The sequence below is a fragment of the Vallitalea sp. genome, from assembly GCF_025211055.1.
Classification (GTDB): domain Bacteria; phylum Bacillota; class Clostridia; order Lachnospirales; family Vallitaleaceae; genus Vallitalea.
This window is the reverse complement of record NZ_JAOARO010000087.1, coordinates 169,005-193,452: the sequence shown is the minus strand read 5'-3', so window position 1 is coordinate 193,452 and position 24,448 is coordinate 169,005. Positions and strand designations below refer to the sequence as shown.

Here is a 24,448-nt window from a genome sequence, read left to right as displayed (position 1 = left end):
ATTTTAAAGCATAACAGCAGTTATGTCTATTTCTTTTACCCATTTTTCTACTTTTATTTGTAATTCAGACAATATTTACTTGTCAAAGTGCTTTTGTCAGCTTTGCTGACATGATCTCTCAAGATTCCGAGAGATTATTTCTCATAACAACTTACTTGCTATAGCCTAGTAGGTAAATATATATACAAATTAAATTTATTGGAACGAACTTAGTTTTCTTCAAATATTTAATTATTTATTTTATTACCATAAAATAAATTCATTGTTTCTGTAAGTTAAATGCTCAAAATAAATTATACGCTTTTAAATCATTTATATATTTAAATTACATTTAGAGCTGTTTTGTATATATATTCTACCTACGGAATATTGCTAATATTTTTAAGATAAACTTCTCAATCCTTTAATTATCTTAGATATCCTCTCATTCTCCATCTTCATACTCACTCTATTAACAACCATTCTCGCAGACAATGGACATATTTCCTCTAAAACAACTAAACCGTTTTCCTTTAATGTAGTTCCTGTTTCAACTATATCAACAATAACCTCTGATAAACCAACCAAAGGTGCAAGTTCTATTGACCCATTAAGTTTGATTATCTCTACTGTCTGATTCTTTTTATTATAAAAATAATCTTTAGCTATATGAGGATACTTGGTAGCAACCCTGATGAAACTTCCTTTATCCAATACTTCTTTCATTTCACTAGGTCCTGCAACAATCATCTTACACTTACCAAAATCCAAGTCCAATACCTCATATAGATTTTTCTTTTCTTCAAGTATAGTGTCTTTACCTACAACACCTATATCCGCAGCTCCATATTCCACATATGTAGGTACATCACTTGCTTTTGCTAGGAAAAATCTTAATTTAAGTTCTTCATTAGTGAATATAAGCTTCCTTGTATCACTTTTCATCTCATCACAGTTAATTCCTATTTTCTCGAATAATTTTATAGTCTTTTTTGCTAGTCTTCCTTTTGCTAATGCAATCGTAAGATATCTCATGCTTTTTCACCTCTATCTAGTAGTTCATTAATTGCTACGACTGTTTTATCCATAGTTTGTAAATTAACTAATACAACCTCTTCATTATCATTAAAACTCATGATACCGCCAATTCCATGCTTTTTACCATACTCTATATTATCTTCCAAAGATTTTTCCAATAATCCAATCTGTATATTCATTCCTTTTGACCTGAATTCTTCGGATATCAGAATAGCTTGTTTTCTAGTTTGTTGATTATAGATTATTAATGTATCTATATTAAATTCTGGTAGAGAAATCTGTTGTCTTTCTATAGCAAGCATTAATTCGTCAATAACGATAGCAAATCCTATAGCTGGTACATCTTTACCGAATTGCTTAAGAAGCGTATCGTAACGACCTCCATCAACTATTGAAACGCCTGTTCCGTATGTGTAACCTCTAAATATAATACCTGTATAATAATTAAGACAATTAACTAGTCCAAGATCAAATGAAACATAATTTTCAACACCATAATCACATAGTATTTCATAAACTTTTTCTAATCTATCAAGAGAATTAATAGCTTTTTCATTATTGGTTAATTTTCTTGCTTTTTCAATAACTTCCACAGAACCAAATAGTTTGGGGAGATCTAAAAATACTTGTTTCAAATCCTCTGACATATTGCATCTAGTAAGCAATTCTTCTACAGCAATAAAATTTTTCTCATCTACGAAATTCCTAAGCTCTTCTTCTTCATTAGCATCAAGTCCAGCCTCTTCAGCAAGACCTTTGAAAAATCCTGCCTGTCCTAAATCTATTTGAAACTTTTCAAGTCCAGCTATACTTAAACTATTAATAATCAAAGCAATTATTTCAGCATCAGCATCTTCGCTATTTATACCAATTAATTCTACACCAGCTTGTGTAAACTCTCTTAATTTACCTTGATAACTTTTACCATTTCTGAAGGTGTTACCAACATAACAAACACGCACAGGGTTTTCCTCATGTTTATAATATGTAGAAACATATCTTGCGATAGATGGTGTTATATCTGGTCTTAGAGCTAAAATATTTCCATCTCTATCAAAAAACTTGTACATTTCTCTAATATCTACAGTTCCACGTTCATGATTAAATACATCGTAATATTCAAAAGTAGGTGTTTGAATATCCCTAAAACCATATCTATGAAATACAGAACCAATCCTGTTTTGCAATTCATTTTTTTTAGACGTTTCTTTAATATTAAAATCTCTAACGCCTTCTGGCGTATGTAACAAACAATCTATCATACCGACTACTTCCTTTCTAAAAATATTTTTATATATATTAAAAAAAATTATTCTTGTTCTCGTTTAAATGATACAAAATTAACTTCATTGAATTAAAGTGCTAATTCATTAAATCATATAATTATTGTAATATTATATGTTAATTTGTTGTAATTGTCAACATCAAATAGCAAAAAACATTTTTAAATATTGTAGGGCGGATTAATTATTATCTATATAGTTTTTGATTTGTTCCAAATAATGAAGATAAATACCATTTTTATTAGATATTATGTAAGACCTGTCCATTTCTTTGTATGGTATAGATTTTCTACCACCTGTTTTAGCTTTCTCCCAATAGCATTTAATGTTTTGATAAGGCAGATAAAAGTACTCGTTATATTTGGAAAAATAAACTAAAAAGAATGCAATACCTCCCTGTTTCTCATAATCATTCATAAATACCATTTGATGTTCATGTATATTTTGTAAAGGAAGATTATCTTTCGTAGTTTCTTTTGCATCAAAACATACTGCTATACCTTGAACAACTCCAATATAATCAACAGTACTTTTTTGTTCAAAGTACGCTAAGGATATATGTCTAGATTTTTGATCAATTTTTATAGGTTTTATTGGAGTTGGAATCTTTTGAATTAAGGCTAATCCATTTTCTCTATACTTTTTATTGGTATAATTGATAAGTTCTTCAAGGGTACTACCTCTCAGCCCTCTTGAATTCCAATATGCCATATTACCCCCACTTTCTAATTCTCACTTAATCTCTTGATTGCATTATCAATTAATATTTGTAAATCCGTATTACTTTCTTTAGTTTTCATTTTTTCTAATATATCTATACCTTCATTGAAAGAAAGCCTAACAATAGAATCTACAATTTCCTTTCTAATATCTATTCTGACATCATCAATATTATTAGCTAATATAGTTAACGCTTCTTTACTATTTGAATTCCCTAGAGCTATTATTGCATTTCTCTGCAACAATTTTTTCCCTCTCCATCCAGAAGATGATATACCATAAGTTTTTTTGAATTCTTTATTGCTTAAATTAAGCATTGAATCATATTCAGGATAAGGATCAATAACATTTGGTATATCTTTATTTTTGACATTATTATAAGGACATACCTTCTGACAAACATCACAGCCATAAATTTGCTGTCCCATTTTTTTTTTGAGTTCATTATCAATATGTCCCTTATGTTGCGTCAGATAAGAAACACATGTATTACAATCTATTTCATTATTTCCAATTATTGCTCCTGATGGACATGATTTAACACAGTTATTACAGCTTCCACAACCAATAGAAATCTCATTTTCATCTGGCTTAATATAATAATCTGTTAGTATATAACCTATAAATACTCTAGAACCATATTTCTCAGTTATTAACATGGAATTCTTGCCGATGAACCCAAGACCAGCTCGTCTTGCAACAGCTCTATCTGAAAACGGACTAGTATCTACAAATATCTTAGTATTACAGCTAACTAAACTATGAAGATACTCTTCCAATAATTTTAACTTAGCTGATACAATTTTATGATAATCTCTGGTTACAGCTGCCATACTGATATTACCTCTTAGAGTATTATCATTCTGCTTTTTAGGGTTATTATTATATGCTTCCAATACTACTATGAAGGACTTAGCATTTTCTAGAGTAAGCTTGGGATATATTTTTTTATTATAATCTTTTGATTCCAAATTACACATATACTTACTGTTATCTCGATTATATAGAATATCTTCAAGTTCATAAAAAGGTTTTGCTAAGCAAAACCCAATTTCATCAACTTTAATTTCTCTACTATATTCTATTAGCTCCTTTTTTATATCCATAATTTCACCTTCAATGGCTAAAAAGTGTATCAGCTATTTTTTTGAATCTACCATGTATATCTGTAATAAATTCTTTATTATCTAGATATAATAGATATCCGTCATTATCTGTGTTGAATCTGATCTTATATGCATGAAGTAGCTGATGTTTTAATCCGTATCTATCTTTAAAGATATCATTTATCTTTTTATCACCATACTTATAATCACCAATAAGAGGATGTCCTATACTAGATAAGTGAGCTCTTATTTGATGTGATTTACCAGTAACTATTTTTACATCAAGTAACGTATATTCTTTACCGATTTTAAGAGGTTTATATATTGTCTTAATATAAGTTCCCATATCTTCATTATCTGAAATAAATACCTTATTATTAATACCATCTTTAGTTAGATAACCTTCAATAGTATTGGTTGTAGACAATATCCCCTTTACTATACACATATAATGCTTATCCAATTTATTATTAGATATAAGCCTATTTATCTCTTGTAATGATTTAATGTTTTTTCCGGCTATTACTATACCACTAGTATTTCTATCTAATCTATTACATATTCCTGGGCGGAAACCCCTAGTCACTTCTGGGTTATATTCACCTTTATTAACTAAATAAGTTATTATTTCGTCTACTAATGATACACTATCTCTATTATTTGGTTGTGATAATAATCCAACAGGTTTATTGCATATTAGTATGTTATCATCCTCATAAATTACCTTGTGAGTTATAGAAACGTGTTTACTTATACTATGATTACTAAATTTCTGGATAGTTTCAATAGACAAATATATCTGAAACACATCATTTGCCTTTATAATTTCATTTCCTATTATTCTTTTCTTATTAAGTTTGATTCTCTTTTTCCTTAGCATTTTATACAAAAAACTTTTTGATGATTTATTAAAATATTTTAATAAATATTTATCAGCTCTTTGATTGCTTTCATCTTTTGATACAATTATTTCTTTCATATTAGTCTCCGATTCTAAATTGAATTGTCTAATAGAACATTTGCTAAATCTACTTGATTGTTTGTATCAACATTATTAAGTAATGTTGATACCTGTGTTATTATATATGAATACATGGCTTGTTCATCATTATACACTTTTACTTGAGCTAAATAGCCTTTTGGCTTAATTAATTTCTCAATAAGTTCTTTATATTCCAGAACTTGTTTTCTGGTTTTCTTTTCATCAATCAACAATATGATTTCTTTATCACTAACAACTGCTATTTGGTAGAACAGTGTTTTTTTACCTCTTACAACAACTAGACTAGATAAATAGACCAACCTATCACTAATCTCTTCAAATTTACGATAAACTTCTTCTTTGCCTTCTTTATATTGTCTATATAAAATATATTTAACTAGAAATTGAGCTTCTGGCAAAGCAAACAATGCAGTAATTAATAATAATACATTACCTTTTGTAAATACATACCTATCAATAATATATAATATCATTATAATTAAAAAACCTATAACCGTTAATAATAAGTAACTTCTTTTTTGTGATCGAATGTATCCATATTCTCCCTTTGGTTGTCTCATGTTAATTTCCTTTCATATAAGCATTTGTCCTGTAGATTATACCACAAATTAGTAATAATGAAAATATCTTTCTCTGGTCATGACATAACGTACATAATCAATATTCGTACCACTTAATATTAGGGCATTCTTATTAATTCCTTTTTGTTCAAAATGTAACCTTTCTGGTATTGCTCTACTTTTTTTGTTTTTCTCTGCTACATAGACATAAACAACATTTAATTTTAATTCATTGAATATAATAGCAAGAAAACTCTTGCAACACATAGTCATTATACCTCTTCCTTGATAATTTTCTGCAAGCCAATAACCTAATGAAGTGGATTTCTCTGACCAATCAATACTATGTGTACCTAATCTGCCAACTATTTTACCTCTATATATTACATTACATTGAAATCCATTATTACTTGCATATTGATGCATTGCTTTGTAAGCCTTATATTTGCAATCATCTGGACTTTTAACCAAATCTACCCAAGTAAGCCATCTCCCTAGATGATTTCTTGAAGAATCTATGACTTTAAAAACTTCCTCCGCATCCTGTACATTGGATAACCTAAGGGATATATCATTATTAACTTTATATTCAAACATATAAAGTTTTCAATCCTTTCTATAATGAATAACATTTATTCCTTTGTAATTATTATACGCTTTTTTGTGAAACTATTTCATATAAATTTCATATTAAAAAAGATTCCATGAGATATCTCACAGAATCTTTTACTTAATTATTTAAAACTTATTGAACACCTAAGATACCAGTTAAATCGCAATCTTCACTAATTACCCATTTGTCATCTACAAGTTTTAATTCAATTATAGCTTCAGTTTCTTCTGTAGCAATTTCTTTATCTTTTGTTACTTCGTCAAGAGCTGTTTGTAACATTTCTTTACCTTTCTCAATACTGTCACCAGCTTGGTCACCAAGATTACTAATATCTACTGAAGACATAAGAGATGCAACGATTTCATCAAGTTTTGGATGTGTAACCTTAATCTTGACAGTTGCAGTATCATCTTTTATCTCTGAACTAACAATCTCATATTTTAATTGACCGAATAATAAATCATTCATAGGATTATTCTGTATCTCATCGAAGAATTCATCTTCAACTTTTGTCTCAAGGTTATCATAAGCTTCCTTGAAGTTCCCTTCAACTAGATTATCCATAAAAGATGAGACTGCTTTTGTAGCTTCGTTGTCTTTAGATGAATTACTTTTACTACATCCTTGAAACATAAGCATGGATAATATTACTACTGTTACTAAAAAATACTTTTTCATTTTTTTCACCCTCATTTAAAATATTTGTATACTTGCTACTCTAATTATTATACATATATAATATATAAATGTAAAGTGTAATTAATCTCTTAATATATTTATATCTTCACCATTAAGTACTTTGTTTAGATTACGTACTGCACACATCTTACCACACATTGAACAAGAATTCTCATCTTCTGGTTTTGAGCTTTCACGATATTTTTTGGCTTTTACTGGATCCATAGCCAATTCAAACATTTTATTCCAGTCTAATTGTTGTCTAGCATAGCTCATACTATTATCCCATGCTCTTGAGTTAGGTAATTTTTTACCAATATCACCTGCATGAGCGGCAATTCTAGTTGCTATTATACCTTCCTTCATATCATCAATACTAGGTAGTCTTAGATGTTCTGCTGGAGTTACATAACATAAGAAATCAGCTCCACTAGCAGCAGCAACAGCTCCACCAATAGCTCCTGTAATATGGTCATATCCTGGTGCAATGTCAGTTACTAAAGGACCTAATACGTAAAATGGTGCACCATGACATAGTTTTTTCTCAAGTAACATATTTGCTTCAATTTCATTTATAGCCATATGTCCCGGTCCTTCAATTATAACTTGGACATTCTTAGCCCATGCTCTTTTTGTTAATTCTCCAAGTACTATTAACTCTTTTATTTGACTTGCATCTGTTGAATCAGCTATTGCTCCTGGTCTACATGCATCACCAAGACTTATTGTAATATCATATTTAGCACAAATATCAAGTAATTCATCATAATGTTCATAGAATGGATTTTCTTTTTTATTTAACTGCATCCATGCAAACATAAGAGAACCACCTCTTGAAACTAGATTCATAAGTCTAGGGTTTCTTCTAAATGTGTTAGCTGTTTCTCTATTAATTCCAGCATGAATAGTTACAAAATCTACACCATCTTTACCATGTTTTTCAACAACATCTAGAAATTCTTTTTCTGTAATATCTTTTAATTCCTTATCATAAAAACCTAATGCATCATATACAGGTACAGTTCCTATCATGGCAGATGATATATCAATAAGTTTTTTTCTGAATTCCTCAGTTTTACCATAGTTACTAAGGTCCATGATTGATTCTGCTTTCATATCAATAGCTGTTTTTACTTTTTCAAGCTCTCTATCTATATCATAACTGTCTTTTGATATACCTAAGTTAACATTGATTTTGGTTCTTAATCCTTCTCCAACACCTTCTGGATCAATACTTTTATGGTTTTTATTAGCTGGAATAACAACTGTACCTTTTGCTATTTTATCAGCTAGAATATTCACATCAATATTTTCTTTTTTTGCAACTATTTCCATTTCCTTTGTAATAATACCTTTTCTGGCAGCATCCATTTGTGTAGTATAATTCATTATATTCCTTCCTTTCAAAAAAGCATTGTTTAGTCTTTTTATAGCGTCTTTTATATTTTTTGAATCATAAATCTCAGAAATTACAGCGATTGAATCCACATTCTCATTAATTTCTTTTGATAAGTTTTCTGCTGTTATACCTCCAATGCCAACAATGGGTATAGGTACAGCATTATTAATCTCAATTAGTGTTTTAAGCTTAATCTGTACTGCATCAAGTTTAGTTGGTGAAGGAAATAAAGCTCCCACTCCAAGGTAGTCCGCTCCTTCTTCATAACATCTTATAGCATCTTCAACAGTTTTGGCTGTCGCTCCGATAATAACATCTTCACCAAGAATATCCCTTGCTTCTTTTATACTGGTATCATCTTGTCCAAGATGAACACCATCTGCTCCTACTTCTTTTGCAATATCTACTCGATCATTTATTATAAGAGAGGTATTATATTTATCACATAGTTCTTTTATTTTTGTAGCTTCTTTATGTAGTAAATCTTTATTCTCTTCCTTACTTCTATATTGAAAAATAGATATTCCTTCTCTAAGGGCTTGTTCTGTCTTCTCTAGTAGAATATTAAAGTCTGGATATTGCTTTGAAATCAAATATAATTTATTCTCAAATTTCATTTACAATTACCTTCTTTCCATCTATGAAATTCTTGTTTTTCATATTATAAATACTATCAAATAATTTTACTTTAAATGTCCCCACTGAATCTTGGTCTCTCAAATTATTTTCTACTATATCAGCGGCTTCATCCATAGCTGATATTCCATAAATACTACTAAGAAAGGCATCCCCAGATTTAGCTAATGATACCGCAACTAATGGTGATATCATACATCCTGTTCCAGTTATAGACGTAAGCATCTTGGAGCCTCCATTAATCTTAGCAACATATCTATCACTACAAACCGTATCAATTTTCCCCGTAATTGCAACTATGGTATTGTATATCTTAGCAACTTCATGCCCAATAAAGCTGATATCCTCTACATCTATTTCTTCTGAATCCACACCCCTTGAATTAGTCTTTAATCCAAGTAGTGCTTTTATCTCAGATGCATTACCTTTAATGACATCTATTATATAATTATCAAGTATATCAAAAACTATTTTTTTTCTATAACTGGTAGTAGCTACACCTACAGGGTCTAATATTACAGGTATATTATTATCGTTAGCAACCTGAATAGCTTTTTTTATTGACTCTATCTTAACAGACGAAACAGTGCCGATATTAATTACTAAACAATTGCTCATTGAAGTTATTTCCTCTATTTCTTCTATGGCTTCTGCCATGATCGGACTACCTCCAAAAGCAAGGGTCATATTAGCTACATCATTAGATGTTACATAGTTAGTGATATAATGTACTAATGGTTTCATTGAATTTTTATATATTTTACCAAAGTCAAAAGTGTCAATATAATTATTCATAATATTACCTTTCTATGAAGTGATTAACCGGTCCATCTCCAGAACCAATGGAGAATCCTCCTGCTATTGCTTTCGTAATATAATCTTTTGCCATTCTAACTGCATCAACAGTATTTTGCCCCTTACTGATATTAGCTGCTATGGCAGAAGATAATGCACACCCAGTTCCATGAGTATTAGGATTATCTATTCTTCTATGATTATAATATGTAAAATCATTTCCATCAAATAAAACATCACATGCTGTATCTCTAAGATGTCCACCTTTTACCAAAACGTTTTTTGGACCAAGCTCATATAATTTTCTACATGCAGTTTCCATATCAGCTATATTACTTATAGGTGTATTAGTTAGTCGTTCTGCTTCAAGAATATTTGGAGTTATGAGATTACATAATGGAAACATGTCTTCAACGATACTTTTTATTGCATCACCCTTAAGCAATATTCTCCCTGTTGTTGATATCATGACAGGGTCTAAAACTATCTTAGGTAATTGATATTGTTTAAATGTATTAACAATAGCTGTTATTATTCGCTTGTTGAACAACATTCCTATCTTAATACTGTCTATTTTTATATCATCAAATATAGCTTCTAATTGTTTGGAAATTGTTATAGGTTCAAGTCCCCTAATATGTGATACTTTTATTGTGTTTTGAGCCGTTACAGCTGTAATAACACTCATACCATACACTCCATGAGCAGCATATGTTTTAAGCTCTCCTTGTATTCCTGCTCCACCACTTGAATCTGAACCTGCAATTGTTAACGCTGTTTTCATTGTATAGATACCTTCTTTTTTATTACTAATTTTTTTAATGCTGTAAGTTCAAATAGTAATACAGCTATTACAGCTCCTGCAAAAGAACTAATAATGAATGGTATTACTAAACCAAATATTGCAGCTTGTCTACCCATAAATAAAATACCTACTGGACATGCTATTATTGCTCCTATAATCCCTGTTCCTATTACTTCACCTAGAGCAGCAAGATATGTATTAGCAAATCTCTTGAATATTAGACCAGCAAATAAAGCACCAAAAATACTGCCTGGAAATGCTAATAATGTTCCCATAGCAAAAATATTTCTTAGTGTGGATATAACTATTGCATTAATTACTGCGTATACAGGTCCTAATAGTATTGCAGATATTACGTTGATAAGATGTTGCCACGGAAAACATTTTGCAGCACCAATAGGAATATGATACGGACTTAGTACAACACCTAGCGCTATAAGTACTCCAGATAAAGCTAATTTTCTAGTTTCTAGTTTCATGTAATCATTTCCTTCCATAGAATTAATTAACTCGTTAATAGATAATTAAACATTTAATAAGATTATTGGCGAAGCAAATCTATAAATAACCAAAAGGCAATCCGAGGATTGCCTTATTACAATATCAATAAATATTACGATAAGCTTCCCTCCGCTGGTACGAACCAGATCAGGTCAAGGGTCAAAGAATATCGTTCTTTATCTCAGCTAGCTATACTAGCTCCCCTAGCCAATGTTTAATTTTTTATTTGAGTATATGGTAACATAATTACTTAATATTATCAATAGATATTAAATTAAATACAATTAAATACTCTTTATCTTAATACATTTTTCTTAATATATTTTCTACTTTGATATTTAATTTCTTAAGTTAACTATCAACCATGTACATAATAAGTGACTATTTCACATTATTCACGTAGATAATATTTAATAAAGCACTCACATCCAGAAATATTAAAGTATATGTTAAATTAATCTATATTTGTTATTTTATATTTACAAACTAATTAATTATATGATAATATAAATTTGCTATTATAATAATTACTATAATTAATAATACTACTAAAAAAACAAAAGGGTGATGTCAATGAATGTAAAAACTGTGACAATAACTATATTAATATTAGATTCTAATTCATTAAAGGACAAACGCAGCATTATAAAAAGTATTATCCATAAAATTCATAACAGATTCAATGTTAGTATTGCCGAAGTAAAAGATAATGATATCCTTAATCAAGGCGTACTAGGTTTATCTATCGTTAGTAGTAATAATCAAACTACTGAACAGATTTTCTATAGTATCATAGATTTTATCGAAAACAATTATCCTGTTGAAATTGTTGAAATCTCTGATTTCTAATGTTTTAGCTAATATTATACATATTTATTTTATTAAATCTTCACCTATTTCCTTAAGTGATGGATAAATAAAATCAGCATTTATATTTGATTTATTATAATCAATTATACTTGTTTCGCCGGATAAAACTACTACAGTAACTATATCAGCATTAATACCTGTTTTTATATCAGTATATAACCTATCACCAACCATAGCAATTTCTTGCCTATTATAACCATATTTATCGCAAATAACATTAATAATATCAGCATTTGGTTTTCCAATTACATGAGGTCTTCTACCAGTTGAAGCAGCAATAAAATCTATCATTGCACCTGCATCTGGCATGAATTTTCCTCCCTCAAGAGGGCAATTATAATCAGGATGCGTAGCAATATACGTTACTCCATCTCTAATATAATCACATGCTATCCATAATTTTTCATATGTAAGGGTAGTATCAAACCCTAACACAACATAATCTGGAGATTCATTTCTTCTCTTAACTAACTCAAAACCTGCATTAGTGAATTCTTCCTCTAAAAGAGGTGTCCCAAGTAAATATATCTTTGCTCCAGGTTTCTTATTCTGTAAGTATATTGTTGTAGCTTCACCAGAAGTAAACACTTTGTTAGGTTCTACGTTACAACCTAATCTCATTAATTTTTCTACATAATCCTTTCTATTCTTGGATGAATTATTAGTTAAAAAAAGAAAGTCTTTATCCTGCTTCTCAAGAATTTTCAAAAAATCCATAGAACCATCAATTAATTCATCTCCTAAATAAAAAGTACCATCCATATCTAATAAGAAACATTTTATTTTATGTAAATCTCTCATCTACAGTCACCATCCTTTTGAATTTTATGATTAAAGACGTTTTATATACTATTGGTATTCATAGAAATTCTAACATATTTTCCTCTATTTATAAAGAACTCTAAACGTTTTTATTTACATAGTTAGTTATAATCAGATATTCTGCTTTTCCATTAACAAATATTATACATCAATTTCTTTAACACTCTATTAGCGACCTCTCAGTAATTATTTATAAAAAATTAAAAACAGTCTTGAACTATATTAATACATATGTTATCATATATACATCGCTTTATGTAGTTATTGATACTACTTATCCCGACCAAGCTTACTATATATTAAAGCATACACTGTACATATTATATACTATATTTTTGACATATTACTTAATACTTATTTTTAATATAACTACAATGTTTTATGATGAAAGGAAGATTTTTATGAAGTTAAAAGTAAAAGACCCAATAAGCGCATTAACACATTTCATTGGAGCAGTTGTTTCTCTAATAGGTGTCATATTGTTAGTATGGAAATCTTGTCATGTTGCTACTATATGGCATACATTATCTTTTTCTCTATTCGGAGTAAGCCTTGTGTTGTTGTACACAGCTAGTACTGTTTATCATATAATTGACAAGCCAAAGTCATTAAGTGTTATACTTAGAAGAATAGATCATATGATGATATTTGTTTTGATTGCCGGAACATATACGCCTATTTGTCTAGTTCCTTTAAGAGATGGTTTTGGATTTACATTACTTACTATTGTTTGGTGTACTGCAGTAGCCGGTGTTTTATTAAAAATATTTTGGATAAATTCACCAAGTTGGTTTTCAGCAGCTATTTATATAATTATGGGATGGTCAGCAGTTCTTGCCATGGGACAAATAAAAGAAACATTACCTCCTAATGGATTTATGTGGTTACTGATAGGTGGAATCATATACACTGTTGGAGGTATTATATATGGACTTAGATGGCCTAATTTCAATTCAAAGAAATTTGGTTTTCACGAATTATTTCACCTTTTTGTGTTAGGCGGAAGTATTTGTCATTTCATAATGATGTATAATTATATAATGGTAACAAATTTATAGCTAGCCCTAATCGAGCTAGCTTATTTTTTTGTCTTCCATAATCCGGTTTTATTATTTCTTGCTTTCTCTTCTATTTTTACAAAGGTTTTTGAATATTTCACATCCGGTGGATACGTCATTACACTAGCATATCCTTCTTTTAATAGTATAGCATTGAACATTATCTCTTCAATCTTACTTTTATCTGGTTCTTCTAACCATATGTATCGTAATAATCTACCATATTTATCAGTATCACTGACATCTTTTTCTAGATAAACTTGTTTTCCATCTAGTTTTTCTTTGGTAAACTTACTTGCTTCTTTTCCATAGGGTTGAGGTTTTTTTGCATAACGTCCTACAGATTCAGGAGTATTGACTCCAACAAGTCTTACTTTCTTCTCTACCCCACCAACTGTAATAACTACAGTATCTCCATCAACAACTCTGCTAACAACTCCTACTTCATAATTAGTATCTATAGTAATGCTGTAGAATAAGCTCTTAACAGTCTGGAATAGATCTTTTGCCATGTTGACGTTTTTGTCATTAACATCTACTTGGAAAAAAAACAGGAAAGCAAATGCAAGTATAGAAGCTACAATCCCCTTAAATTTAATTTTCTTTTTTTTCTTTCGCATATATTTTTATCACTTCCATAGTTATCACTTTCATAGTGCAGGTAATATCATATATAATATTATACCAGTAAAATCATTATAGATATACTAATATAGACAAGTATAATTATTTAATGAATTTTAATATCCAGCTATGTGGTACAACTTTAGATAATATCTGCAAGACTTTCATACTCTTTCCTTGTATAGATATATAATTACCTTTTCTTGAATCATATAGAGCTTTACTTACTACCAAATGAGCTGGTTCAAAGAAAAACTTTTTAAATGATTTAGGCTTCTCATTATTTGATGCTACTTTAAAAAATTCCGTTTCAACAGGTCCTGGACATACTGCAGTAACATATATTCCTCTACTTTTTAGCTCTTTGTCAAGTGCTCTGGAAAAACTGAGAACATAAGATTTTGTAGCAGCATAGACCGCAAACTTTGGTTGAGGTAAAAAAGCCGCAGAAGAAGCAATTTGAATAATCCTTGAAGATTTTCTCATATACTTTAATGTTTCCTTAGTTATATAAGTGAGAGCTTTTATATTAACATCTATCATATTTATATTATCATCCAGATTAATTTTCTCAAAATTACCAATTTTACCAAGCCCAGCATTATTAATAAGTAATCTGACATTAGGATTTTCTTCTTGCAATATATGACTATATTTTTCTAAACACTCTGTTTTTGATAAATCAAGATCTAATATCTTGAATATTTGTCTATGATATTTATCAGCTAACTTCTCTAATCTATCTTTTCTCCTTGCTATTATCCATATTTCATCGAATTTATACCCTTTAGACATACATATTTGTCTAACGAATTCTCTTCCAAACCCTGATGAAGCACCTGTTATAACAGCTATTGTTTTCATTTGATTAACCCCTTACTTTCATTTTTTCTTTTTATGCACATTACGAATAGTTTTTCTTTTCTTCTTTATCTTATCATTCTTGTTGTCTTTCTTCTTATTATTACCATAACTATTTTTATTATTATAGTCTACATAACTTCCTTTTGGTCTTATTAGACAACCCTTGTCATAACCAATTAAGTCTTCTCTACCTGTTAAAATTAATGCCTCATGAACTAGTCTATAATTTTTGGGATTCCTATATTGTATCAATGCTCTTTGCATAGCCTTCTCATGAGGAGATTTTGGTACAAATACTTTTTCCATTGTTCTTGGGTCAAGTTCTGTATAATACATGCACGTAGATAAGGTAGAAGGTGTCGGATAAAAATCTTGTACCTGTTCAGGCATATATCCCAGATCTCTTAAATAAATTGCAAGGTCAACTGCTTGGTCAAGGTCAGACCCTGGATGACTTGACATAAGATATGGAACCAAAAATTGTTTTTTATTTAATTTTTTATTTATTTCAGTATATTTCTTAACGAATTTATTGTATACGTTTACCTTAGGTTTACCCATTTTTTCTAATACTTTATCGGATATATGCTCAGGTGCAACCTTCAGCTGTCCAGATACATGGTGTTCAACTAACTCCTTGAAAAAAGTGTCATCTTTATCTTTCATCAGATAATCGAATCTAATGCCCGATCGTACAAAAACTTTCTTTACCTTTGGCAACTCTCTAAGTTTTCTTAACAATCTTAAGTAATCAGAGTGATCTACTTTTAGATTATTACATGGCTCTGGAAATAAACATTGTTTATCTTTACATGCACCATATTTTAATTGCTTTTCACAAGCAGCATGTCTAAAATTGGCAGTTGGACCACCTACGTCATGTATATAACCTTTAAAATCCTTATCCCATATAATATCCTTTGCTTCATTGATTATTGACTTATGACTTCTTGTTTGTACTACTCTTCCTTGATGGAATGTAAGAGCACAAAAGCTACATCCCCCAAAACACCCTCTATTACTTATTAAACTGAATTTGACTTCTTTGATAGCAGGGATTCCTCCATCTTTTTCATATATAGGATGATAATCTCTCATATATGATAAAGCATATATACTATCCATTTCTGATTGGTCAAGTGGTGTAGAAGGTGGATTCTGTATAATATATTCATTATCTTTATATTGTTCAACTAATCTTTTTCCATTATAGAAGTCAGTATTATTATATTGAATCATAAAACTTTCTGCATATTTTTTCTTATCTTTTATAATATCTTGATAAGAGGGTAATTCAATGTAATCGTATACATCTTCAAAATTCCTTGATTTATATGCTGTACCTTTTATATATGTTATATCTTTAATGTCAATACCGCTATCAAGAGCTTCTGCTAATTCTATGATTGATTTTTCACCCATACCATATAATAGAATATCTCCCTGTGAATCAAGTAATATTGAACGCTTGACTTTGTTGCTCCAATAATCATAATGAGCTAATCTTCTCAAACTAGCCTCTATCCCACCTAATATTATTGGAACATCTTTATATGCTCTTTTTATCAGATTTGAGTAAACGATAGTAGCTCTATCAGGTCTTTTCTCAATTACACCACCTGGTGTATATGCATCCTTTTGTCTTCTTTTCTTTGCTACACTATAATGATTAACCATAGAATCAATATTACCAGCTGAGACCAAAAAACCTAATCTAGGTCTTCCAAAAACAGTAATATCATCGGTAGTATCCCATCTTGGTTGAGGTATAATTCCAACTTTGTAGCCATAAGCTTCTAAATATCTGCTTATAATTGCTACTCCAAAAGACGGATGATCTACATATGCATCACCACAAATAAATGCAAAATCAACCTCTTCCCATCCTCTTTTTTCCATATCTGCTTTACTTATCGGTAAAAAATCTTTTGTCATTTTTATCTATCCTCTACTAGGCTTTTATCAATTATGTTGATTTTACAGTAAATAATTTTTATGCATCCTTTTTATCGCTAAATGAGGATAATAACTCATTATAATCATTGATATAATAATCAGCCAGTTCTTTCTTTTTATCATCCATATTTTTTGAGTAGTCATCATAGATAGTACATACTTTCATTCCTGCTTCTTTTCCAGATATAATCCCTTTTGGTATGTCTTCAAAAACAAGACATTCCTCTGGTTTAACACCTAAATCTTTTGCTACTTTTAGATAGATATCAGGAAAAGGCTTACCCCTATCTACTTCACATGAAGTACGTATGGAAGTAAAATAATCACCCATATCATACTTATCAATAACAACATTAACAAGGTCTTTTGAGTTGCTTGATCCAATACCCATTGCAATATCTTTCTCGGATAAATAATCAAGAAAATTAATAATACCTGTTTTTAACTCTACTTTATTAATATAATAATCCCACGCCATATCATTCCAAGTTTTCTTAATCTCTTCAATAGATTCAGGAATTTTAAATGTCTCCTTGAAATAATGAGCAGTTTCGGTAAAACTCATACCTTCTATTTTATCTTGCAAATCATCTGGAAGTTCTATATTATATCTTCCAAGATATTCTATATCAATAGATTCCCAGAACCACATTGAGTCAACTAGTGTCCCATCCAAATCAAATAACACAGCTTTTATGTTTTTTAGCATATAATCACCTTTCTATATAATTTTGATTTCAAGCTAATATTATTCAATTATATCATAATCGTGAACAATATTCCTATATCAAAATATTTCAATTCCAATTTCAAGTTAATCTTACATATATCTCCAACCTGGGTAATATTTGTTCTTAAGTAGATTATTAGCTTTTTTTGCAAATCCCAACGGATAATTTTGGGTGCATACTAAATTCCATCCTTTAGCTCCTTCTACCTGTAATGTCTCTCCTTTTAGATATCTTATTACATTATCATCCATGATATCAATGTTCACAATGTTTTTGAATTGCTCTCGAGTCAATGAACAGGCAAATGCTTGAGATGGTTCAAATCTATTCTTTTTTATATCTCCCATGTATAGTCCTGTCCTAAGTAAACGAAGTCCCTTAAGTGCAGGAATTTCCTTTGGCATGTAATATAATTTTTCATTAATTACTTGAAGCCTTTTCCTATCAAACTTAACATTTAGGTACTCTTTTTCAAAATCTACAAATACCGAATATTCCTTTTCTCTAGTATCAATATCATACTTTATGAATCTCTTTGTTGTTGTAGCTTCTTTTTTATATAATAATGCTACAAAATGACCTTCACCTTTAATCTTATGTGGCCATAATCTAACCGTTTTACTTAGATCGTACTTATCACTGGAAGACCACTTAGTCTTTCCTCTATCAAATCCATCAAAATCAGGTAAGTCCACTAATTCAAAATCTTCATGTTCATCCAAAAACTCACTGATTGTTTTTTCATTCTCACTAGGGGAAAATGTACATGTAGAATACATCATATATCCACCAGGTTTTAACATTTCTGCTGCATATGGTAATATACCATTTTGAATATCACTATAGTAATCAACAGATTCTTCACTCCAATTTTTAATCATTGAAGTATCTTTACGAAACATACCTTCACCAGAACAAGGGGCATCTATTAAGATTTTATCAAAATACTCGGGAAAATAGTTGCTTAATCTTTCTGGAGTTTCACTAAGTACTATACTATTACTGATACCTGCTAATTCAATATTCTTAAGTAAACCTTTTGCTCTAGAAGCACTAATATCATTAGATACAAGAACGCCTGTCCCCTTAAGCTTCGATCCTAATTCTGTACTCTTACCTCCTGGCGCAGCACATAGGTCAAGAACTTTGTCATATGGTTCTATACCAAGAAGCTCTGCTGGTGTCATGGCGCTAGGCTCTTGTAAGTAGTAAAGACCTGCATAATAATATGGATGCTTGGATGGTAAATCCTCCTTTGCATAATAATATCCATTGGAAATCCAATGAATTTTATCTAATTGAAAAGGTGCTATTTTACCAAACTCCTCTGCATCTATTTTCAAGTTATTAACCCTTAAACCATGTAAGCGTTCTTCATTGAATGATGCTATATATGCTTCATATTCATCCTTCAATAACCCTTTCATTTTTGCTATATATTTATCAGGTAAATTCAAACCCGGGTCTCCTCTCTATGTCTTATAACCAATTATTCTCTATCTATAATTTTTAATTTGAAATTCAAATAATCGCATGATACCAATATATATTCTATTTCATCTACAACACCTTGGAGTCCCATTTTAAAACTTTCTTCTCCATGTAAATGACCATATATAACTTTATTAACGTTATATTCGTTATATAATCTAGTGAAATCAGAGGGTTCCAATTTGTCATTGGTTGGAGGAAAATGTGACATCACATATATTTTATCAACTTGCTCTCTTATACTTTTTAGGGCTATCTCCATACGATTGACTTCTCTATTATACAACTTTTCGTCATCCTTAGTGAACTTAGTCTCATTAGGGCATATCCAACCCCTAGTTCCACAAATACCAATATTTTTATATATAATACTGTTATTCTGTATGAAATCCAACTCCTTATACATTGTTGATACTTTGCTTAGAGAGTTCCACCAATAATCATGATTTCCTTTAACCAATATTTTCCTGCCTGGTAACTGTGATATGAATTTTATGTCTTCTCTTGCTTCCTCTAATTTCATTGCCCAAGATATATCACCTGGAACTAGAACAAGATCATCATCTTTTACTCTTTTTTCCCAATCATTCTTTATTTTAATATAATGTTGGTCCCAATGTTGTCCAAAAACTTTCATAGGCTTATCATTACTAAAACTCAAATGCAAATCACCTATTGCATAAATCATATAAACATCCTTTCATAAATACTGCAAACAAATACTGTCAAATCAGGCTTTGAGCTTTGTATCCAGCAGCTAACATATCTAATCTTTTATTAAATTTATCTAGCTGTTCAAAATTACCTTTATCCCATAGATCATAAAATTCTTCTTGTATATGTTCTACTTCTTTTATATCATCACATACTTTGTGCAGATTCTGAATATTATTCAATATATCAGCAATAACACTAGACTTAAGCTGGAACAGATTCTGTGCTTTTATTATCTCATTTCTAATTATAGACATTTCTTGGTCTAATTTAAACGCTGCTTCAGCAGCATTAGTTAATCTCTTTTGAATCTCCTCTGGAATGTTATGCTCATATTTGTACTGTAATGAATGCTCAATGGTAGCCCAGAAATTCATTGATAAGGTTCTTATCTGAATCTCCGCCTTTATCCTCTTAGCACCAAGTGCTGTATGAACATCATAATAGACTATAATATGATAGCTTCTATAACCACTTTTTTTGGTATTTGATATATAATCTATTTCGTCTTTGATTTCCATGTCTTTTCTGCTTCTTATTATGGCAACTACCTTATCAATATCTTCAACGAATTGACATAAGATTCTAATACCTGCTATATCTTCAATCTTTGCCTCTATCTCATTGATGGGTATGTTTTTTTTCTTAGCTTTTTCTAATATATTTGATATCTTCTTAACTCTACCAGTAACATATTCTATAGGTGAATATTGTCCTAATCTTCTATTTTCATGTACTATACTAGCAAATTTAACTTTTAATTCCTCTACTGCTTGCTGATATGGAATTAATATCTGCCTCCATAATTGAATTTCCAAGATACACCACTCCTTGTAAATATTTAAATTCACTCCATAAAAACCAGTACCAGTAATATTATAACATACTCAAATAAAAAAATAGACTTTATTAAAAAGTTTTCTTTATTTTATTATCTTCCATATATCTTAGTATCCAATAAGGGTTTATCCAAAATTCATCAGAAATATCTTTTATAGGTAAAGATATCCCTAAGTGAAGATGCACTTGAAATTTTCCACATGTACCTTTCACGCCATAACCACTATTACCCATATATCCAATAATATCACCTGCTTTTACTTTACTACCCTCATTTATACCTTTTTCATATTTATCAAGATGCGCATAATAAAAATATCCTCCATTGGGGGCTCTGATTCCTACTCGCCAACCTCCTAATTCCAGCCAACCGATTTTTTCTACATCTCCATCAGTCATACTGACAATGGGAAAATATCCTCTTTCATCTTTACTATCAATTATATCTGTACCATAATGCTTTCTTTCCCCACCATATGACCTATCTGCTTTCCATGAATTACAATACCAATAACTTCTTGAATCCTCTCTCTTATTTTCTGGTATAGGAAAATATTTTATATCAGATAAAACCATACTGTATAATTTTTCTACTGCTCTTATATCACCTACTTTTTCATAATATTTTTCATCATAATCATAAGTGACACTATCTACTTCATAATTATTATATTTCATGTAAGAAGAGAAAAATTCAATGAAATCTATGTTGTTATCTACACAGTAAGTCTTAATTTCTTTAATGGATTCGTCAGTTATATTGAATTCAGCTATCTTATCTGCTTCATCCAATGATTCAATTTCAATATGTTCTATTTTCTTATTATCTCTATTATATAATCTTTCTAATAACATTGAATTGAAAAAAGCAATAATAAAAATAAAAATCAAAAGTTTATATATAGTATTTTTCATATTCAAATCCTAGTTTTTATATAATATATGATTTGGCAAAGTTAAAATATAACTGATATGTTAAATAAGCTGTTTTATAATAACGTACTAATGTATTATAAAACAGCCCTATATACGAGTAACTACATTCTCTATTATCTTTCATCTTCAATTAGATTTGTTCCATCTGCTGCACTTGTGGCCAAACTATCACATCTTTCATTTTGGGGGTGTGAAGCATGTCCTTTAACCCAGTTAAATGTAACATCGTGATTATTTTTTGCCGATAATATTTTTTTCCATAAATCTACATTCTTGACATCTTCTTTCTTTTTTCCTCTCTTCCAATTATTCTTTATCCAATTATTTAACCAACCTTCATTAAACGCTTTTACAATATATTGAGAATCTGTATATAAATTAACCTTACATGGCTTTTTAAGTGCCTCTAATCCTCTTAGAACACCCATTAGTTCCATTCTATTATTTGTTGTTTTTTTATAACCACATGATAATTCTTTAACGTGTTTGTTGCCTTGTGAATCGAAATATTCTAAAAGAACTCCATAACCTCCAGGTCCATCTGGATTCCCTCTACAAGCACCATCAGTATAAATATTAACTTCTAACATAATTATCCTCCAAAATAGTATTCTATGTAATACTATCTAATTTTTATAACCTCATTTTAACATAATTTACTAAAAGTGTATATGAATTTATAATCTTATTAGAAAAAGTCTCCTATTATTCAAAAAACCCTCTAACAATAAGAGGGTTTTAAGGCATTATATCATTAATAGTTTAATCTGGTAAATTTTAACTGTCAAATTTATTATTCTTCAAAGCAATTCTTAGACAAAATCCAAAACCACCCCATAAGAACAATATACTGAATATGCAAAAAATAATTGAATCAACACCCATTACTTTTCACTCCTTTTCTTTAAAGATGATTCAAAGCTATTAGAGCCTCTAAATGAAAATATTATTAAACCAACGACAACTGTCATTATAATAACTCCAACTCCATATGTCATAAGAGCAGCAATAGAATAACCTGCATATGGTTTCTTAATATCTTCAATAATCTTGAATACTGTCATAATACCAAGAAGGAGTGGTGTAATAACCTTAATACTGACTTGCCACCAATTACCAACAGTAAAATCTGATATTGGATTAACGTATTCTCTAATACTCTTAAGATTAAAGAACCAACCTACTAATATAGTTTCTATCAAACCTGCTACAGCTACACCATAATTATTCAAGAAATGGTCTGCTATATCAAGAACATATAATCCAGCACCTGTGGCAAAGATAGTTGAAATCATGAAACCAAAACCACAAATGATTGCTAGTGATTTAATTCTTTTTATATCAAATTTATCTGAAACAGCAGATATTGTTGTTTCAATAATTGATATACTTGATGATACTCCTGCAAAGAATAATGAAACAAAAAATAATACACCAAATATTTGATTAAAATTAGGTAACCCGTTTATAGCAGCTGGGAAAACCACAAATGCAAGTCCAACGCCACCATCTGCAACATCTGCAACTGCTTGACCATTATTAAACGCCATATTTCCAAGAATACTAAATACTGCTATTCCTGATAAAAGACTGAAAGAACAGTTTCCAAATGCTGTAATGAATGCATTGTTGACAATATCTGATTTCTTAGGTAAATAACTGGAATATGCTAACATTATACCGAAACATATACTTAATGAATAAAATATCTGTCCATAAGCAGCTACCCATACACGTCCATCCAATATTTTACTAAAATCAGGCTTGAAGAAATAATTAAGTCCTTCAAAAGCACCTGGTAATGTAAGTCCTCTTATAGTAATGATAACAATTGAAATAAATAAAATTGGCATAAATACTTTATTAGCTTTTTCTATACCTTTTTTAACTCCTAGTGCCAATACAATGAAGTTAACAGCCCATATAGCTAATAATGGTACTAATAAGTCAATATGTAATCCTCCAAAATCAAATGGTAAATCAGATAAATGTAGAAAACTATAAAAGAATGATTTAGTATCTTCACCCCATGATAGATTGAATGAAAATAATACATATCTTAAAGTCCATGCAATAATAGCCATATAATAAACTGCTATGGCAAATGCAATCATAGTCTGCCACCAACCTAATTTTTGCCATTTAGCATTTAATCTTCCAAATACACCTGGAGCAGATGTTCTAAGCTTATGTCCTAAACCAAATTCTAGAATAAGTAGTGGTATACCTGCTGTAATTAATGCTATGAAATAAGGTATAAGAAATGCTCCTCCTCCATTTTCTGCAACTGTATAAGGAAATCTCCATATATTCCCTAATCCTATTGCTGAACCTATAGCAGCTAATATAAACCCTACCCTAGATCCCCATTCTTCTCTTTTTGCCATGTCATAATCTCCTTTTCTGTATATAACTAGTATCTTTAT

26 protein-coding genes, 1 pseudogene and 1 riboswitch are annotated in these 24,448 nt (G+C 29.9%); of the genes and pseudogenes, 2 read left to right on the top strand and 25 right to left on the bottom strand.

The genetic code is table 11. The annotated features are described in order from the left end of the window. Positions 1-381 precede the first annotated feature (381 nt). The 13 genes and pseudogenes from hisG to thiW all read right to left on the bottom strand — a co-directional run bounded on the left by hisG (position 382) and on the right by thiW (position 11,094). On the bottom strand, positions 382-1,014 hold the full coding sequence (hisG, locus tag N4A55_RS13365; RefSeq protein WP_113675118.1) for an ATP phosphoribosyltransferase: 633 nt from the start codon (positions 1,012-1,014) through the stop codon (positions 382-384). Then, positions 1,011-2,279, bottom strand: a complete 1,269-nt coding sequence (gene hisZ / locus N4A55_RS13360) for an ATP phosphoribosyltransferase regulatory subunit (RefSeq protein WP_293757221.1) — start codon at positions 2,277-2,279, stop codon at positions 1,011-1,013. The genes hisG and hisZ overlap by 4 nt, the downstream gene beginning before the upstream one ends. 201 nt (positions 2,280-2,480) lie before the next feature. Then, positions 2,481-3,011: a Holliday junction resolvase RecU gene (gene recU / locus N4A55_RS13355; protein WP_293757219.1), complete on the bottom strand. Its 531-nt coding sequence runs from the start codon at positions 3,009-3,011 to the stop codon at positions 2,481-2,483. Between the two features lie 14 nt (positions 3,012-3,025). Then, the gene (queG, locus tag N4A55_RS13350; protein WP_293757217.1) at positions 3,026-4,126 is read right to left on the bottom strand and encodes a tRNA epoxyqueuosine(34) reductase QueG; all 1,101 of its coding nucleotides are present in this window, start codon (positions 4,124-4,126) and stop codon (positions 3,026-3,028) included. Positions 4,127-4,136: 10 nt separating this feature from the next. Beyond that, complete coding sequence (locus N4A55_RS13345) at positions 4,137-5,105, bottom strand: RluA family pseudouridine synthase (protein WP_293757215.1); 969 nt, start codon at positions 5,103-5,105, stop codon at positions 4,137-4,139. Between the two features lie 14 nt (positions 5,106-5,119). After that, positions 5,120-5,689 carry a hypothetical protein gene (locus tag N4A55_RS13340; protein WP_293757213.1) on the bottom strand — a complete coding sequence of 190 codons (570 nt, stop codon included), beginning with the start codon at positions 5,687-5,689 and terminating at the stop codon, positions 5,120-5,122. Between the two features lie 48 nt (positions 5,690-5,737). Continuing rightward, entirely contained in the window at positions 5,738-6,286 is a 549-nt protein-coding gene (locus N4A55_RS13335; RefSeq protein WP_293757211.1) for a GNAT family N-acetyltransferase, read from the bottom strand. Between the two features lie 148 nt (positions 6,287-6,434). Next, a complete protein-coding gene (locus N4A55_RS13330; protein WP_293757209.1) occupies positions 6,435-6,980 on the bottom strand; it encodes a hypothetical protein in 546 nt (181 codons plus the stop codon). A gap of 81 nt (positions 6,981-7,061) precedes the next feature. Then, entirely contained in the window at positions 7,062-8,369 is a 1,308-nt protein-coding gene (gene thiC, locus N4A55_RS13325) for a phosphomethylpyrimidine synthase ThiC (RefSeq protein ID WP_293757230.1), read from the bottom strand. Positions 8,370-8,411: 42 nt separating this feature from the next. Beyond that, positions 8,412-8,996: pseudogene (gene thiE, locus N4A55_RS16945) on the bottom strand (thiamine phosphate synthase); the annotation flags it as partial. Further along, on the bottom strand, positions 8,986-9,810 hold the full coding sequence (thiM, locus tag N4A55_RS13315; protein WP_293757207.1) for a hydroxyethylthiazole kinase: 825 nt from the start codon (positions 9,808-9,810) through the stop codon (positions 8,986-8,988). The gene thiM and the pseudogene thiE, both read right to left, overlap by 11 nt. A gap of 4 nt (positions 9,811-9,814) precedes the next feature. Beyond that, complete coding sequence (gene thiD / locus N4A55_RS13310) at positions 9,815-10,594, bottom strand: bifunctional hydroxymethylpyrimidine kinase/phosphomethylpyrimidine kinase (protein WP_293757205.1); 780 nt, start codon at positions 10,592-10,594, stop codon at positions 9,815-9,817. Next, the gene (gene thiW, locus N4A55_RS13305) at positions 10,591-11,094 is read right to left on the bottom strand and encodes an energy coupling factor transporter S component ThiW (RefSeq protein WP_293757203.1); all 504 of its coding nucleotides are present in this window, start codon (positions 11,092-11,094) and stop codon (positions 10,591-10,593) included. The genes thiD and thiW overlap by 4 nt, the downstream gene beginning before the upstream one ends. Before the next feature lie 129 nt (positions 11,095-11,223). Further along, a riboswitch (TPP riboswitch) is annotated at positions 11,224-11,331 on the bottom strand. 358 nt (positions 11,332-11,689) lie between these two features. On the opposite strand from thiW, the gene N4A55_RS13300 reads away from it, so the two are divergent. Then, positions 11,690-11,965, top strand: coding sequence for a DUF503 domain-containing protein (locus N4A55_RS13300; protein WP_293757201.1), 276 nt, complete (start codon positions 11,690-11,692; stop codon positions 11,963-11,965). 24 nt (positions 11,966-11,989) lie between these two features. Here N4A55_RS13300 and N4A55_RS13295 read toward each other — a convergent pair whose 3' ends face one another. Next, the gene (locus N4A55_RS13295) at positions 11,990-12,787 is read right to left on the bottom strand and encodes an HAD-IIA family hydrolase (protein WP_293757199.1); all 798 of its coding nucleotides are present in this window, start codon (positions 12,785-12,787) and stop codon (positions 11,990-11,992) included. Positions 12,788-13,209: 422 nt separating this feature from the next. Here N4A55_RS13295 and trhA point away from each other — a divergent pair, with 422 nt between their 5' ends. Then, positions 13,210-13,866 (top strand): PAQR family membrane homeostasis protein TrhA, encoded by a 657-nt coding sequence (gene trhA, locus N4A55_RS13290; protein WP_293757197.1) that lies wholly within the window; start codon positions 13,210-13,212, stop codon positions 13,864-13,866. Positions 13,867-13,886: 20 nt separating this feature from the next. Here trhA and N4A55_RS13285 read toward each other — a convergent pair whose 3' ends face one another. The 11 genes from N4A55_RS13285 to N4A55_RS13240 all read right to left on the bottom strand — a co-directional run bounded on the left by N4A55_RS13285 (position 13,887) and on the right by N4A55_RS13240 (position 24,409). Next, the gene (locus N4A55_RS13285; RefSeq protein WP_293757195.1) at positions 13,887-14,486 is read right to left on the bottom strand and encodes a thermonuclease family protein; all 600 of its coding nucleotides are present in this window, start codon (positions 14,484-14,486) and stop codon (positions 13,887-13,889) included. Between the two features lie 106 nt (positions 14,487-14,592). After that, positions 14,593-15,354 carry an SDR family NAD(P)-dependent oxidoreductase gene (locus N4A55_RS13280; RefSeq protein ID WP_293757193.1) on the bottom strand — a complete coding sequence of 254 codons (762 nt, stop codon included), beginning with the start codon at positions 15,352-15,354 and terminating at the stop codon, positions 14,593-14,595. Positions 15,355-15,372: 18 nt separating this feature from the next. After that, positions 15,373-17,289 carry a YgiQ family radical SAM protein gene (locus N4A55_RS13275; protein WP_293757191.1) on the bottom strand — a complete coding sequence of 639 codons (1,917 nt, stop codon included), beginning with the start codon at positions 17,287-17,289 and terminating at the stop codon, positions 15,373-15,375. Positions 17,290-17,347: 58 nt separating this feature from the next. After that, positions 17,348-18,019, bottom strand: coding sequence for an HAD family hydrolase (locus tag N4A55_RS13270; RefSeq protein WP_293757189.1), 672 nt, complete (start codon positions 18,017-18,019; stop codon positions 17,348-17,350). Between the two features lie 111 nt (positions 18,020-18,130). Continuing rightward, positions 18,131-19,498: an RsmF rRNA methyltransferase first C-terminal domain-containing protein gene (locus tag N4A55_RS13265; protein WP_293757187.1), complete on the bottom strand. Its 1,368-nt coding sequence runs from the start codon at positions 19,496-19,498 to the stop codon at positions 18,131-18,133. A gap of 32 nt (positions 19,499-19,530) precedes the next feature. Further along, positions 19,531-20,220: a metallophosphoesterase gene (locus tag N4A55_RS13260; RefSeq protein ID WP_293757185.1), complete on the bottom strand. Its 690-nt coding sequence runs from the start codon at positions 20,218-20,220 to the stop codon at positions 19,531-19,533. Positions 20,221-20,257: 37 nt separating this feature from the next. After that, positions 20,258-21,064, bottom strand: a complete 807-nt coding sequence (locus N4A55_RS13255) for a GTP pyrophosphokinase (protein WP_293757183.1) — start codon at positions 21,062-21,064, stop codon at positions 20,258-20,260. Between the two features lie 91 nt (positions 21,065-21,155). Beyond that, the gene (locus N4A55_RS13250) at positions 21,156-22,001 is read right to left on the bottom strand and encodes a M23 family metallopeptidase (protein ID WP_293757182.1); all 846 of its coding nucleotides are present in this window, start codon (positions 21,999-22,001) and stop codon (positions 21,156-21,158) included. Between the two features lie 134 nt (positions 22,002-22,135). Then, positions 22,136-22,612, bottom strand: a complete 477-nt coding sequence (gene rnhA / locus N4A55_RS13245; RefSeq protein WP_293757180.1) for a ribonuclease HI — start codon at positions 22,610-22,612, stop codon at positions 22,136-22,138. Positions 22,613-22,799: 187 nt separating this feature from the next. Then, positions 22,800-22,907 carry a MetS family NSS transporter small subunit gene (locus tag N4A55_RS17070; RefSeq protein ID WP_113675175.1) on the bottom strand — a complete coding sequence of 36 codons (108 nt, stop codon included), beginning with the start codon at positions 22,905-22,907 and terminating at the stop codon, positions 22,800-22,802. Continuing rightward, on the bottom strand, positions 22,907-24,409 hold the full coding sequence (locus tag N4A55_RS13240; RefSeq protein ID WP_293757178.1) for a sodium-dependent transporter: 1,503 nt from the start codon (positions 24,407-24,409) through the stop codon (positions 22,907-22,909). Before N4A55_RS13240 ends, N4A55_RS17070 begins: the two co-directional genes overlap by 1 nt. Between the last annotated feature and the right edge of the window lie 39 nt (positions 24,410-24,448).